This is a genomic window from Prevotella sp. P5-64, from assembly GCF_002251285.1.
Lineage (GTDB): Bacteria > Bacteroidota > Bacteroidia > Bacteroidales > Bacteroidaceae > Prevotella.
Window position 1 is genome coordinate 61,112 of the sequence record NZ_NPJK01000035.1, and the last position, 14,635, is coordinate 75,746.

A 14,635-nucleotide genomic window follows, 5' to 3' on the forward strand; every position below is an offset into this window, starting at 1 on the left:
AATTATAAGATTTATTTTGTTATCGGGCACGCTTTGATTAACTTTGCATACAGACAGCATCATGGCTGCTAAAAGTACATTATCATGAATATTTGTTATTAAGTCCGCTTAAACAAAGATGAAGAAAATCATAGTCCCCTTTATAATAATAGGTGTAACGTCACTCATTGCCTCTTGTCATACAACGGTCAGTGAAGATGAATGCATCAGTGAAAGAGTTGATTCGTTTGCGACATATTACTTTAACTGGCAATATGACAAAGCGGCGGCGTATTGTACTCCCCCATCGATAAAGTGGCTGGAATTCGCAGCAAGTCAAGTCAGAGAAGGTGATGTAGAACAACTCAAGGCAAAGGAAAGCCAACTTACTACGGAAATAATCTCAATAGATTATAGCCCAGACGAGCGGCAGGCTTACGTGAAGCAGCGGGTAAGCAACTATATGGAAGCTCGCGGATTCGGAGAGCCTCCGGCAGAATGTGAAGAAGGCATCTACGAATGGACATTGGTAAAAGATAAGCGTGCATGGCTAATCAGAATGGAAGCCCTACCGCGAAATGAAAAGCAAAATCACGACTAAAATTGGGATGAACCAATGCATAATGCTCTGCCTTGGACTCATAGGCAGGGTTAATGGCCTTCATGCCCATATCCATACGCAAGATAAAATAGTCGAAATTTAGGCGCAAGCCCACACCATAGGCCACCGCTATCTGTTTGTAGAACTCGTTGAAGGCAAACTTGCCTCCGGGCTGGTCGGTGTATTCTTTCAATGTCCAGATGTTACCTGCATCAACAAATACAGCGCCATCCAGCTTCCAGAACATGTGCGTGCGATACTCCAGATTGAAATCAAGTTTCATATCACCCGTTTGGTTGATGAAATCAATGCGTCCATCTTTTCCCTTAAACTTACCTGGGCCCAAGCCACGGACAGTCCAACCTCTTACAGAGTTGGCTCCGCCCGAAAAATACCGCTTCTCAAAGGGCAGAATCTTACTGTTTCCATAAGGATAAGCTATGCCCAATCCAATGTGAGCAGCCAAAGTGTTGTGCTCATCAAACTTAAAAAGGTGCGTATAGTCAACATCCATCTTGGCGTATTGGGCATATGCAATTCCAAACAGCGTGTTCTGGCCATTGGAGTTGGTCTTAAACTTGGCTATATGCGACAATGAATTGAGCAGATTGCCCGAAGACTCGACATTGGCACGAACAGCATCACTGCCATCATTATAACTCAATCCGAAACCGAGCTTCATAACGAACAGATCTTCGTAATTGTAACGGAGAATGGCATTTCGATTGCCCTCGTCGTCCAAGTAATCACGCTTGAAAGTCTCGCTTATCCACGGCATTGACACATAATTGAGGTCGAGCAAATCAAAGCGGTAAGACAGATTATGATGCGCCTCCTCCCATCTATAACGCCAAGCGGCAGAGAAGACTCGGCGGTGAAATTCTGGACGATTTTGCAAGTTCCAACTTAAAGAAAGCTCAGAAGTAGCCTGACTGTTACGAGTAAAAGAATGAGAAAGGAATGGCGCAACAAAGCGAGGGAATGCCAGACGCGTCTCTATTCCATATTCCTTGTAGTTCTGGTCGTTGTATCCTTCAAGACCTTTAATCGCTTCATAAGCTCCACGCAACTCAATGCTCAACAACTCGCTTCCATGAAAAAGGTTCTTGTTCGTATATGTAAGAGAAACCGCCGCGCCCAAATCTCCGGCCGTGTTGGTACCTTCCGGTTGGAATGACACAGACGATGGCTTGTTCATGGTCAACTCGATTAACGTGTTCAAGACTTGGCTGTCAGGAACCTCTTCAAACTGGATATTCGTATAACGCACAGCTCCAAGTTTGGCAAAATTATTGTAAGTACGCTGAAGTTTCTGTTCGCTGAAGAAATCGTTCTGAACTAAAGCCGTATTGTTGAGCATAATCTTTCTGCGCAAATATCCGTTTGCGTTATCTGTATGATAGTCAATCCGTCCAACCTTATAACGCGGATGAAAAACAGCAGGGGCATCGTTGTATGCACGATAAGGATAGAGATGCATGGTAACATCAAGGAGCTGAGAGTTGGCTGCGCTATCTACAGTGAACTGAATAAAATCCTTGTTGAAACGGTAAAAACCGCTGTTAAGCAGATAGTCTGATATACGCTTACGTATATTGTCGAGCTTGTCAACACTAAACTTTGTACCTTTGGCTATATGGAATTTGGAATTGGGCTGCTCTATCTTTAGCAAATTGGCAATGCTGTCATCGTCAATTATATAATGTACATTGTCAATGAAATAGGCTTGCCCCGGAGTTATGGTATATGTAGCCGTGATTTTCTTTCCCTTCGTGCGCGTATTCAATTGCACCGAAGCATGCATATACCCCATGTTATGCATGGCTGCCAAGAGGTCACTCTGGCTCTGGTGAGCCTGATTTACATCATAAATGACCGGTTCTTCACCAATATTGCGAAGGGTACGGTTAATCCATTTGGCGGTGTCCTTTCCCGCTAAAGAATATGTGGCCAATGGTATCTTAAATATGGAGAACCACTTGGAGTTGGCCTTCTGCTTGATGTAGGGGCCAAGCACGGCGGCGTCAAAGCCTTTTTCGGTTGACTTCAACTCTACCTTATCCAACAAGTACTCGTTTTCGGATATGAACTTTGAGGCACTACATGACGACAGTAATGCTATAAAAAAAGCTATATATAGATTAATATATTTCAAAACATTCCAATTAGTTCCACAAAATTACAAAAAACAACAGAATAATTATTAACTTTGCAACAAATATTTTCGCAATAATGATCAGTAAAGCAAAGATAAAATATATCAAATCATTAGACCAGAAAAAATACCGTAATAATGAGCAGGTGTTTGTTGCCGAAGGGCCTAAAGTTGTTGGTGATTTGCTTGCCAAACATGACCCTAAGATACTTGTTCATACTGAAGCGTGGAACCCTCCATGTATTGCCAAACAATATGGTGACTGCGACGAATACATAGTTACCGGAGACGAACTGAGGAAGTTGAGTTTCTTACAGCATCCACAAGAAGTATTGGCAGTATTTCCGCAAACACAAACAGAACTGCCAACGACATTTACAAAGGAAATCATACTTGCACTCGACGGAGTACAAGACCCTGGAAATCTTGGTACAATCATACGCATCGCAGATTGGTTTGGTATAACTCAAATCGTATGCAGCAAGGATACGGTTGACGTCTTCAACCCCAAGGTTGTACAAGCCACGATGGGAAGTATTGCCCACATATCTATAAGTTACGTTGATTTGTTTTCTTTCCTCAAGAGTCTACCCGAGGATGTGCCTATATATGGAACAGTACTTAACGGGGAAGATATTTATACCAAAGAACTTAGCAGCAATGGCATCATCATAATGGGCAATGAGGGTAAAGGAATTTCTGACCCTATCAAGTCGCTTATCACAGAGCGTCTGTTCATACCCAACTTTACCGATGGAAGAGATACTGCCGAGAGTCTCAATGTCGCCATTGCTACAGCCATTACTTGCAGTGAATTTAAAAGAAGGATAAGTTATGAAAGATAGTATATACGTTAACAGAAGCGTTTCTGCGTGCTTAAAGGAAGCAACCGCAATGGCATTCAGCCATTTGAAAACCATATTGTTTACCACCTGGTTACCCTTGCTTCTCGTGTCAATTTCCTTTACGGGAATTCTTTTGTCATTCACGCCAAACAAGCAGATATATGACCTTGGCAACGCCAACATCTGGCTTTCTTTGCTTTTCCTTGTGACAATGTACATCCTATTATTTGTTAGCTGGCTGTGGACTGCGGCAAAGGCATTTGCCATTGTCAATGGAGAAAAGACCAAGAACAACCTTAAGCGTTGCATCGCGCCAATCATAGTTCTCGTCGCGTTCAGTTTAGCTGTAAATAGTTGTCTTACAGGCGTCATCTACGAAACCGTGAACAAATGGTTGACGACATTCAACATGTCTGAACAGGCAACAAGCGGGTTGGCGCTGATTCTGTTGATTTCAGTCATAGCCATCGTTGCAGCCCTGCTTTTGCCGCTGCTTTATGCGTTTACCCATTATATATTGGAACAAAAAGAAAGTTTAGCCAGCGTCTTCAAATCAGGCTATAAGACAGGAATCCGCCATTGGGGCTTCCTGTTCTTGTCTACGATGATTACCACATTAATCGTTGGAGTCCTGGCGGCAATCATTATGACCCCTTTGACCATCATATTGTTGGCCAACATACAAAACACCCTTGGTATAATCAATGGAGACGTGGACGGAACCCCTTCCGGTTTCTATTTCATGCTCATAACGACCAGCATAGTATGTTGTTTTATAACAACCTTCATCTCCCTGTGGCAATTATTATCAACTTGCTATGTATGCGGTTCGATAACGGTCCACGAAGCAGAGAAGAACAGACAAGCTAAAGAGATAAACCAACATGAAACCACAGAGAATCTTATTTATTGACAGAGACGGCACGCTTATCAAGGAGCCGGATGACGAGCAGATTGACTCCTTCGAAAAGCTGGAGTTTGTCCCTGGAGTCTTCCAGAACCTAAGATACATCAAAGAACATCTTGATTACAAGTTAGTAATGGTAAGTAATCAAGACGGCTTGGGTACCGACTCATTTCCCGAAGATACCTTCTGGCCTGTCCACAATTTCATCCTCAACACTTTGGCTGGTGAGGGCATCACATTTGACGCCCAACACATCGACAACCATTTCCCTGAAGACAATTCCCCCATGCGCAAGCCCGGAACTGGCATGCTCAAGGAATACATGGACAACGCCCAATACGACCTCCCTAACAGTTATGTCATCGGCGACCGTGATACCGACAGACAATTGGCCCACAACTTAGGATGCAAGGCCCTTATCCTGGGCGACGACTGCCCTTCGTGGGACAAGATATCTGAGATATTGCTGGGCGGAGAACGTATAGCCGAAATCAAGAGAGATACCCGCGAGACCTCTATCTACGTGAGTCTGAACATAGATGGAAGCGGCAAGAGCGACATCGATACTGGGATAGGATTCTTTGACCATATGCTCGAGCAGATTGCCAAGCATGGCACTGTGGATTTGACGGTAAAGGCCAAAGGCGACCTGAACGTAGACGAGCACCACACCATAGAGGACACAGCTATCGTCATAGGCGAATGTATCCTGAAAGCGCTCGGCGACAAGCGAGGCATAGAGCGCTTTGGTTACTGTCTGCCTATGGACGACTGCCTGTGCCAGGTGGCCCTCGACTTTGGAGGCAGACCCTGGCTGGTATGGGATGCCGAATTTAGAAGGGAGAGAATCGGGGATATGCCTACGGAGATGTTCTTGCACTTCTTCAAAAGCCTGTCCGATTCTGCAAAAATGAACCTCAACATCAAGGCCGAAGGAACCAATGAACACCACAAGATAGAAGGCATCTTCAAAGCCTTTGCCAGGTCTATCAAGATGGCAGTGCGTAGAGACATCTATCATTACGAACTGCCTTCCACTAAGGGTATGTTGTAAATCGAAGCAGTATGGAGAGACTATGGAACCGCAATTATATAAAGGTGATGATTGCCAACTTCATGTTGTACTTTGCCTTTTATGTGCTCACCCCTCTCCTACCTATATATCTTAATGAGTACTTTGCGGCCTCAAAAGACACTATCGGAATGGTATTGTCTGGTTATACGGTCGCGGCGCTCATCATACGACCCTTCAGCGGTTATCTGGTTGACAGTTTCGACCGCAAACACATACTGTTGATATTCTTCTCACTGTTTGCGGCCTGCTTTATAGGATATTTCTGGGCAGGCACGCTGTTGGCTTTCGCCATCGTCCGCACCCTGCACGGTGCGCCGTTTGGTGCAGTCACTGTCGCCAATTCCACCTGTGCCATCGATGTACTGCCTTCGTCAAGGCGCAATGAGGGTATAGGTTATTACGGATTGAGCAATAACCTCGCCATGGCTATTGCGCCGTCATTCGGACTGTACATTTATCACATTCTGCAAGACTTCAAATGGCTTTTCGGCGTAGCCCTAATCACTGCATTCATCGGACTGGCAGTATTGACCACACTGGAAACCAACAGCACGAGGCGCCCAGTCCAAACCAACAAAAAACTGTCTCTCGACCGATTCTTCCTCACAAGGGCATGGCTGCTGGCCATCAACATTGCACTGTTCGGTTTTTGCTTTGGAGTGCTGAGCAACTATCTTGCCATATACAGCAAAGAGAAATACGGTGTGATGGATGGCACCGGCACTTATTTCATGCTCCTCTCGGTGGGATTGTTCCTGTCGCGATTGCAAGGGGCCAAAGCTCTGCGAAAAGGCTATATAACCCGCAATACCGCCCATGGCATGTTGCTATCCCTGTTGGGTTACACCCTGTTTGTCGCCATGCCATTCCCGTACGGCTATTACATCTCAGCCATACTTATAGGTCTGGGCAACGGCCATATGTATCCCGGCTTCCTGAATATGTTTATCAATGTGGCCCATCACAATGAGAGAGGGACAGCCAATTCATCGATATTGACTTCGTGGGATTTCGGTTTCGGTATAGGCATCTTGGCAGGTGGTATGATAGCCGAACTCTTTGATTATACGGCAGCCTTCTGGATGGTTGCAGTGGTAAATGGCATAGGCGTGCTGCTATTCTTCACAGCAGCACGACGTTTCTTCTTGAAGCACAATCTTAACGAGGATGTGTTTTAGCTTCGTTTCAGAACTTCATATTGGCATCTACAAATGACAAGGGCAGCAAGTCCTTGACACTGCTCAGTTCGTATACGCCATTCTCACCATACAGCAGGATGCGTATAGGTCGGTTGTAGCGGTCTTCCATTTCCAATATCACCTGGCGGCAAGCCCCGCAAGGAGTAATGGGCGTAAGGATGAAGCCCGAATCATTGCGGGCTGCGATGGCAAGTGTAGTAATAGCGAGATGGGGCTGCATCGACTGTGCTGCAAATATGGCTGACCGCTCGGCGCATAAGCCTGAGGGGAAAGCAGCATTCTCCTGATTGGCGCCTATTTGAATGGTGCCATCCTCCAGTCGCAGTGCCGCTCCCACATAGAAACGGCTATAACGTGCATAGGAATGACGAGTGGCATCCTTGGCACGTTCCACAAGTTCTTTGTCTTCTACAGAAAGTTCATCATACTGATAAACCTTTACGTTGACTTCTATCTTGAACTCTTTCATAGTTATTGTTGTTTATATTCAAATGCTCCAATGTCGGGTTTGGGGTCTCTCGGGGTGCCGTGTCTGTCAATAGGAAGAGAGGTGGCAGGGTCGGCCTTGTCTATAGCCCCACTGATGCTGTCGAGAGAGAAATCATAGACGAGATTGCGCGTGTCTATCGTCTTGAAGTGTTTCTTCCCAAAGCGTATGGTGTCGGCAATATCTTCGTAGACCACGTTTATAAAATAAATGCTGTCTTTAGTTACTATTTTCGGAGTACGAATTATACAAGTTTCAAATTTGAAATGACAATCTTCTGCCGTTAAACCATTAATTTCGTCATCAGAATAACCTGTGATGATACTATTGCGACATAATAGACGTGCAATAGGACTTTCAAAGGTAAACGCTTGTTTGCGATTGCCATCAAAAGGATAGAATTGGGCGATGGTAGAATGATTGATGGTCACGTCGCCGCCCTTCACATAGACACAAGGCAGAAGGGTGTTGGTGATTTGGCAATTCTCTACGATTGCCTTGACGTAATTCAAAGACAATCCTACGCCACGGCAATTGTGTATCGTAGACTGTCTGATGGAAAGTTTGGTCTTGTCAATGTCGGCCGAATCGGCAACGATGCCGTTGAAGGCGCCATGTATATCGGTGTACTCGATGTCGTTTTCATACGACTCCGCATTGAACTTGATGCCCTGCCACTGACCCGAAACTCTATCGTAGGGCAGATAGGGGAACATGCGGTCAAGCCTTGAGCCACGAAGGACAACCGGGGCGTCCTTGGTTCCCAACGAACGCAGCGTGCCATCAACCTCTATGCCGGCTTGAGAATTGAAATAGAGGGTTGTACCTGCATGTATTTGCAACGTAGCTCCTTGGGATACGTGGATTCCTCCCCGTATAAGAATCGGATTGGCATCATAAATAGTTGTATCGCGAGTGATATCGAGCTTGTCAAAAGTCTTGGCGTTCCAGGAATATGCCTTGAGACATACCGTCTGGCTCACACCGTTTTCAAGAAGAAATGTAAGTTTGTCTTCTATCAACTGCGGGCCTGGCTCTCTTTGGGTCTTGGGCGTAACTTCGACAAAGACACGCAGGCTGTCGCCTTTGTAGAGTTCTATATTGTTGGTCTGATAACCGACCTCGGCACCAAGATATTCGCCACGCACATTGACACGGAATCCACTTTGGTTGCCGCGCTCCAGACGCACCGAGGTACAACGCAATCCTGCATCGTTGCGATTGTAGACCCAAAATGAGCGCATGGAGGAAGGGGTATTACTGAAAATCGTATCAACATTGACGGTGTCGGCAGAAAAAGAAAGGACTGCCGAGGATGACATTGTAAAAGTATCATCATCGCATGATACTATAAAAATGCCCAATAGCGCATGAAGCCAAACAATAAACAGCTTTTTCATTAACTATAAAACGTCCCGATGCAAGATTTATTGCCCTTCTGTCACTATTTATTTTATATGAAAAGATTGGTGCCGCGCCTTTTCAGACGTAACGACACCAATCCTTCTATGAATTTAACCGAAGTTATCGTACATAATTGCATCCTTATCAACGCCGAGACTGTCGAGATAATCTGTTACTGTCTTAATCAGCATGGGAGGACCGCAGAGATAGTATTCACAATCTTCTGGTGCCTCATGATCCTTCAAGTAGGTATCGCGGATGCAGTTAACCGCAAATCCGGTATAATACTTTACACCTGCAGCATCGGCTTTGGGGTCTTGGCGGTCGAGCGACAAGTGGAAATGGAAGTTGGGGAATTCCTTCTCAAGTTCCCAGAAGTCTTCCAGGAAGAAGGCCTCGCCCAGCGCGCGCGCACCATAGAAGAAATGCATCTCTCTGTCTCTTGTCTGGAGCGTCTTGGTCATGTGCATAATCTGTGCACGCAATGGCGCCATTCCTGCACCGCCACCAATCCATATCATTTCCTTACCAGAAGTGAAGTTGGGATGGAAATCTCCGTAAGGGCCGCTCATCATAACTTTGTCACCGGGCTTCAGGCTAAAGATATAGGAAGAGCCGATGCCTGTGGGAACATCCTGGAAGCCGACCTGCGGACGGGGCAGGAACGGAGTTGTGGCAATACGCACGGTAAGGGTGATGATATCTCCCTCGGCAGGATAGTTGGCCATCGAGTATGCTCTCACTGTGGGCACGGGGTTATGTGCCTTGAGCGAGAAGATGTTGAACTTTTCCCAGGCCTTGATATAGTCTTCGCCGATATCATTCTTATCGAAATCCACATTATAGTCTATGCAATCGTAAGCAGGTATCGTGATTTGGGCGTAGGAACCGGGAACAAAGTCCATGTGCTCGCCAGGAGGCAGAGCAACCTTGAATTCCTTGATGAAACTTGAGACGTTCTTGTTGGAAATGACGGTGCACTCCCACTCTTTCACGCCCATCACGCTATCAGGCACGCGGATGTCGAGATTGCCCTTCACTTTGCACTGACATCCCAGACGCCAATGCTCTTTAATCTGCTTGCGGGTAAAATGTGGACGCTCTGAATCGAGAATCTCACCTCCGCCAGACAGAACCTGAACCTTACACTGACCGCAACTTGCTTTACCACCACATGCAGAAGGCAGGAAGATGCCGTTCTCATTCAGGGTTGACATCAGGCTATTTCCCTGTTCTACAGAAAGCTGCTTGTCGCCATTTATCGTGATAGTCACATTGCCGCTTGGACTCAGATACTTCTTTGCGACAAGCAACACAATGACCAAAAGGAGTATAATCAAGAGAAAGACTCCGATACTTAACAATATAAACTGTTCCATAATTATATTCCTGCTCTATTAAATTTTCAGACCGCTAAAACACATCATAGCCATAGCCATGAGTCCTACTATAATAAATGTGATGCCGAGGCCCTGAAGCGGACGAGGCACATCGCTATACTGCAGCTTCTCTCGTATGGCACCCATGGCCACGATGGCCAGAGTCCATCCGATACCTGAGCCCAAAGCATAAACCAATGCATCAACTACGCTACCGATATACTGAGAATTGGATGGGTCCATGTTGATACGCTGTTGCATGAAAAGCGATGCGCCCATGATGGCACAGTTTACAGCTATCAAAGGCAAGAAGATACCCAGTGCAGCATAAAGAGACGGACTGTACTTCTCGACAACCATCTCAACTAACTGCACGATACCGGCAATCACCGCAATGAAGATGATGAAGCTGAGATATGAGAGGTCAACGCCATCGACCAGACAGTCGGGACCTAATACTTTAGTCTGAAGCAAGTAATCGACAGGCACGGTGACCAACAGCACGAATGTAACTGCAGCACCGAGTCCGAATGAGGTCTTCACATTCTTCGAAACCGCAAGGAATGAGCACATTCCGAGGAAGAATGCGAAGATCATATTATCTACAAAAATAGAACGGAGTAATAAGCTTAAAGCATGTTCCATAATGATTTATTTTTCAGTGTAAAAAAATGCACGGTGTACCCAAATAACGCATCCCAAAAGTATCAACGCCATTGCAGGCATAGTCATCATGCCGTTGTTGACATACCCGAAATCGTAAACGAAACCAGGGATGACGTCCATGCCAAGCAGGGTGCCGCGGCCAAGCAACTCGCGGATTCCACCGACAATGACCAGCACCATGGCGTAACCAAGACCGTTTCCGATACCATCGAGGAATGATGGCCATGGCTTGTTGGTCATGGCAAATGCTTCGAGGCGTCCCATGAGGATACAGTTGGTGATAATCAGACCTACATATACAGACAGCTGCACACTTACATCGTAGGCAAAGGCCTTGAGTATCTGGCTGACAATCGTTACCAATGCAGCAACGACAACAAGCTGTACGACAATACGAATACGCATAGGTATCGTATTGCGGATAATAGAAATGATAGTATTGGCAAAAGCGGTAATAACCGTCACTGCCAATCCCATTACTATCGCAGGCTTAAGCTGGGAAGTAACAGCCAAAGCAGAGCAGATTCCCAACACCTGGACAAGAATCGGATGGTCCAGATTGAGGGGATTAATCAATGCCTCTTTATTTTGTTTGTTGAATAATGACATAATCTTTGATTTTATATGTATACATTATTTATCCTTTAAGAAAACAAGGTACTTGCCAAGTCCTTCGTGAATCATGCGGGTAACACCATCGCAAGTCAGAGTGGCTCCACTTACTCCATCTACTTGAGTAGCAGGATTGTCAACCTTCTTGCAGACAGAGAGAGCGACAGCATCCTGATTACCATCAGCAAAGAGATGCTTGCCACAGAACTGCTGCTGCCACTTCTGGTTATCCTTGATTTCGGCTCCCAGACCAGCGGTCTCACCTTCGTGGTTAAAGTAAACGCCATAAATGGTTTCCTTATCCGCGTTGATGGCAATATATCCACTAATGCCGCCCCAAAGGCCCATGCCATAGACTGGCATTACATATTTCTTTTGTCCGTCTACATTGCATACAAACAGAGCGAGCTTACCGGCTTTGAAATCACCGCCATTGAGCTTGAAACCATCATTCTCTCCGCCGGGCTTGCCAGCTGAAAGAACTTCATTCTTCTCATTGATGATTTCGTCGGCTTCAACGAGCTTGTTATAATACTCTTCTACCTGATTGTCATTGACATCACGGATGTTCAGGGCAGCTATAATCTGCTTCTTTTTGTCCAATGCCACATTCTTATCCTGAATGGGTTTCAGCGTCTGAGAGAAGTAAGCCAGAACAAATGCCACGGCAATGACCAAGAGAGACGCGTATGCAAGAATGTATGTATTTGAATTTGTATTTAGTTTCATAATCGTTTCTCCTATTTATTAATACGTTTGATTCTTGCTGATACGTTGCGCTCGACAACACAGTAGTCAATCAATGGAGCAAAGACATTCATGAATAGGATGGCAAGCATCATTCCCTCTGGATATCCCGGGTTGAAAAGACGTATGATTATCGCCATAAAACCTATCAAAAAGCCATATATCCATTTTCCGGTTTCTGTGCGTGCCGATGTAACTGGATCCGTTGCCATAAATACAGCACCAAAAGCGAAACCACCCAAGAAGAGATGCTCGTACCATGCGAGGGGTGACAAGCCAAGTGACTGGAACAAGGCAGCTGTCAAGCCTCCGCCAAGGAAAACGCTCAACATGGTCTTCCAACTGGCCACTCCACTCCACAGGAGAATTATGGCTCCGACTCCTATAGCAATTACGGATGTTTCGCCGATACTACCGGGCATCAGACCTACAATCATATCCATCAGAGAGGTATTGGTCGGCAGATGTTGGCCCATCAAGCCCAGAGGCGTAGCCATTGTAAAGCCGTCAGCAAGCTGGTTTCCAAGACCAAAAATGGTATCATTGGCAACCCATACACTCTCACCGCTCATCTTAGAAGGATAAGAGAAGAAGAGGAATGCTCGTGCTACGAGTGCAACATTAAGGAAGTTCATGCCGGTTCCACCGAAGATTTCTTTGGCAATTATCACAGCAAAAGCAATGGCAACCGCCATCATCCACAACGGAGTTGTAACAGGGATAATCAGGGGAATAATGATGCCAGATACCAAATAGCCCTCCTGTATTTCTTCGTGCTTCCACTGCGCCCAGGCAAACTCGATTCCAAGGCCAACTATATAGCTGACCAATACCTTTGGGATTACAGCCAAGAAACCATAGGCTAATACTTCTATAAAGCTGGCGGACGCCAAGGTACCTGCCGCCGCATAATTCTGGTAACCCACATTGTACATGCCAAACAGCAACGCGGGCAGCAAGGCAATAACTACCATACTCATAATGCGCTTGGAATCAATCGCATCATGTATGTTTACACCACTTTTAGAGGTAGAGTTGGAGACCAACAAGAAACTTTCAAAGCCATCAAACAGGCTCCAGAAAGCATGATATTTCCCACCTTTCTCAAATTGCGGTCTTGCTTTGTCAAAAATGTTCTTTAAATTCATATCTTAAGCATTCTCTTTACGTAAAACATTCAATCCGTCACGTACAATTCTTTGCAGTTCAAGTTTAGATGAATCAACAAATTCGGCAACGGCAAAGTCTTCAGGACTAATTTCATAGATTCCAAGCTGCTCCTGACGGTCTATATCGCCTGTTATGATAGCTTTGATGAGATACTCGGCATATATGTCCATAGGCAGAACCTTGTTATATTCACCGCTCATAATCATATGGCGCTCTCCACCCTTGATACGTGCATCGAGGTCATATTCCTTACCTTTACACAACCAGCTGAAATAGCTCTTAGATGTAGAGAACTGACCAAATCTTGGCATTATCCAACCCAAGATTTCGTTCACATTGTCTCCTTCTGGGATTACGGTAACCTCGGATGCACATGGACTCAAGAAATCGTTCAAAGAAGACTTCACACCTGTCAATGGATTACCATTGATGATACGCACATGCTCATTAGTGGTCAATTTGGAATCAAGAATAACCGACAACGGAGTGCCCACCAGGGTTGACACATAAGAAGGTTCTTTCACCATACTTCCAGCAACTGCGATTGTACGTGTCAAGTCCACCTTACCGGTCATAAACAATCTTCCGAAGAAAATCACTGCAGATGGGTTAACAGTCCAAACCACCTCGCCCTTGTTGACAGGATTTATGTGGTTTACCTGTACACCTACATTACCTGCTGGACACGGGCCGTCAAAGACATTTACCTCTACATTCTTTGCATTGACCAAAGCCGCAGCCTGCTGTTTTGCTCCGATTCCGAGATATGTCTTTGCGATACGCGACAAAGCAGTAAGACCCGTTTGGAAAGCCTCTTCGTTACCCTTGAGTTCAACCTCAAAGTCGGCTGCAAGAGGCATATCCCTCAAGGCAGATACGAAGATTGCCTTAGGCATAACCGTCGGATTTGTAGAGACGGCGTAAGGCAACTGGTTGATGTATCCGAAGAGACCTGCTTTGAGCAGAAGGTCTATCACTTGCGAACCTTCGGCTGCCTTGACATCAAGAGTATCAAAACTCTGATAGTGCTGTTCGTCTTCGGCCTTGACCTTAACGCATAACACTTTACGTCGCTCACCACGTTCGACCGCGACAACTTGTCCGCTGACAGGAGAGGAAAATTTAACATCAGGATAATGCTTGTTCACGAAAAGCGCATCACCAGCCTTTACATAATCGCCTTCATGCACTACGACTTTGGGCGTAACGCCGACAAACCCGTCAGGAACAAGAGCATATTCACCAGACACGACCGCCTTTGACACTTGCTCCGAAGCCCGTCCCTTGAGATTTATGTTAAGGCCCTTACGCAATCTAATTACATTTGCCATACAAGTAAATATATTAATGTATTCTAATAAACGTCAGTTTTAATACCTATTGATTCCAAAAAACCTATGCAAAAATAC

The 14,635-nt window shown here is 45.5% G+C and carries 14 protein-coding genes; 5 read left to right on the forward strand and 9 right to left on the reverse strand.

The annotated features are described in order from the left end of the window. The first annotated feature begins 118 nt into the window (after positions 1-118). Positions 119-580: a hypothetical protein gene (locus CIK87_RS06435; protein ID WP_094386430.1), complete on the forward strand. Its 462-nt coding sequence runs from the start codon at positions 119-121 to the stop codon at positions 578-580. On the opposite strand, the gene CIK87_RS06440 is transcribed toward CIK87_RS06435, so the two are convergent. After that, positions 534-2,735: a BamA/TamA family outer membrane protein gene (locus CIK87_RS06440; RefSeq protein WP_094386432.1), complete on the reverse strand. Its 2,202-nt coding sequence runs from the start codon at positions 2,733-2,735 to the stop codon at positions 534-536. The genes CIK87_RS06435 and CIK87_RS06440 overlap by 47 nt on opposite strands. 77 nt (positions 2,736-2,812) lie before the next feature. Here CIK87_RS06440 and CIK87_RS06445 point away from each other — a divergent pair, with 77 nt between their 5' ends. The 4 genes from CIK87_RS06445 to CIK87_RS06460 are packed head-to-tail and all read left to right on the forward strand — an operon-like array spanning position 2,813 to position 6,740. Next, complete coding sequence (locus tag CIK87_RS06445; protein ID WP_094386434.1) at positions 2,813-3,580, forward strand: RNA methyltransferase; 768 nt, start codon at positions 2,813-2,815, stop codon at positions 3,578-3,580. Continuing rightward, positions 3,570-4,493 (forward strand): hypothetical protein, encoded by a 924-nt coding sequence (locus tag CIK87_RS06450; protein ID WP_094386436.1) that lies wholly within the window; start codon positions 3,570-3,572, stop codon positions 4,491-4,493. Before CIK87_RS06445 ends, CIK87_RS06450 begins: the two co-directional genes overlap by 11 nt. After that, positions 4,465-5,541, forward strand: a complete 1,077-nt coding sequence (gene hisB / locus CIK87_RS06455; protein WP_094386438.1) for a bifunctional histidinol-phosphatase/imidazoleglycerol-phosphate dehydratase HisB — start codon at positions 4,465-4,467, stop codon at positions 5,539-5,541. Before CIK87_RS06450 ends, hisB begins: the two co-directional genes overlap by 29 nt. An 11-nt stretch (positions 5,542-5,552) precedes the next feature. Then, positions 5,553-6,740: an MFS transporter gene (locus tag CIK87_RS06460; RefSeq protein WP_094386440.1), complete on the forward strand. Its 1,188-nt coding sequence runs from the start codon at positions 5,553-5,555 to the stop codon at positions 6,738-6,740. Positions 6,741-6,747: 7 nt separating this feature from the next. Here the strand turns inward: CIK87_RS06460 and cdd are convergent, their stop codons facing one another. The 8 genes from cdd to CIK87_RS06500 form a co-directional block, all read right to left on the reverse strand. Further along, positions 6,748-7,230, reverse strand: a complete 483-nt coding sequence (gene cdd, locus CIK87_RS06465) for a cytidine deaminase (protein ID WP_094386442.1) — start codon at positions 7,228-7,230, stop codon at positions 6,748-6,750. Positions 7,231-7,232: 2 nt separating this feature from the next. Continuing rightward, on the reverse strand, positions 7,233-8,492 hold the full coding sequence (locus tag CIK87_RS06470) for a right-handed parallel beta-helix repeat-containing protein (RefSeq protein ID WP_254045999.1): 1,260 nt from the start codon (positions 8,490-8,492) through the stop codon (positions 7,233-7,235). 270 nt (positions 8,493-8,762) lie between these two features. After that, complete coding sequence (gene nqrF, locus CIK87_RS06475; RefSeq protein WP_094386446.1) at positions 8,763-10,031, reverse strand: NADH:ubiquinone reductase (Na(+)-transporting) subunit F; 1,269 nt, start codon at positions 10,029-10,031, stop codon at positions 8,763-8,765. An 18-nt stretch (positions 10,032-10,049) separates the two neighbouring features. After that, positions 10,050-10,676: an NADH:ubiquinone reductase (Na(+)-transporting) subunit E gene (nqrE, locus tag CIK87_RS06480; RefSeq protein ID WP_022311023.1), complete on the reverse strand. Its 627-nt coding sequence runs from the start codon at positions 10,674-10,676 to the stop codon at positions 10,050-10,052. 6 nt (positions 10,677-10,682) lie between these two features. Then, the gene (locus CIK87_RS06485) at positions 10,683-11,306 is read right to left on the reverse strand and encodes an NADH:ubiquinone reductase (Na(+)-transporting) subunit D (protein ID WP_022311024.1); all 624 of its coding nucleotides are present in this window, start codon (positions 11,304-11,306) and stop codon (positions 10,683-10,685) included. Positions 11,307-11,330: 24 nt separating this feature from the next. Further along, positions 11,331-12,038 (reverse strand): NADH:ubiquinone reductase (Na(+)-transporting) subunit C, encoded by a 708-nt coding sequence (gene nqrC, locus CIK87_RS06490; RefSeq protein WP_094386449.1) that lies wholly within the window; start codon positions 12,036-12,038, stop codon positions 11,331-11,333. 11 nt (positions 12,039-12,049) lie between these two features. Next, the gene (locus tag CIK87_RS06495; RefSeq protein ID WP_094386451.1) at positions 12,050-13,204 is read right to left on the reverse strand and encodes an NADH:ubiquinone reductase (Na(+)-transporting) subunit B; all 1,155 of its coding nucleotides are present in this window, start codon (positions 13,202-13,204) and stop codon (positions 12,050-12,052) included. Between the two features lie 3 nt (positions 13,205-13,207). Next, a complete protein-coding gene (locus CIK87_RS06500; RefSeq protein ID WP_094386453.1) occupies positions 13,208-14,557 on the reverse strand; it encodes a Na(+)-translocating NADH-quinone reductase subunit A in 1,350 nt (449 codons plus the stop codon). Positions 14,558-14,635 lie beyond the last annotated feature (78 nt).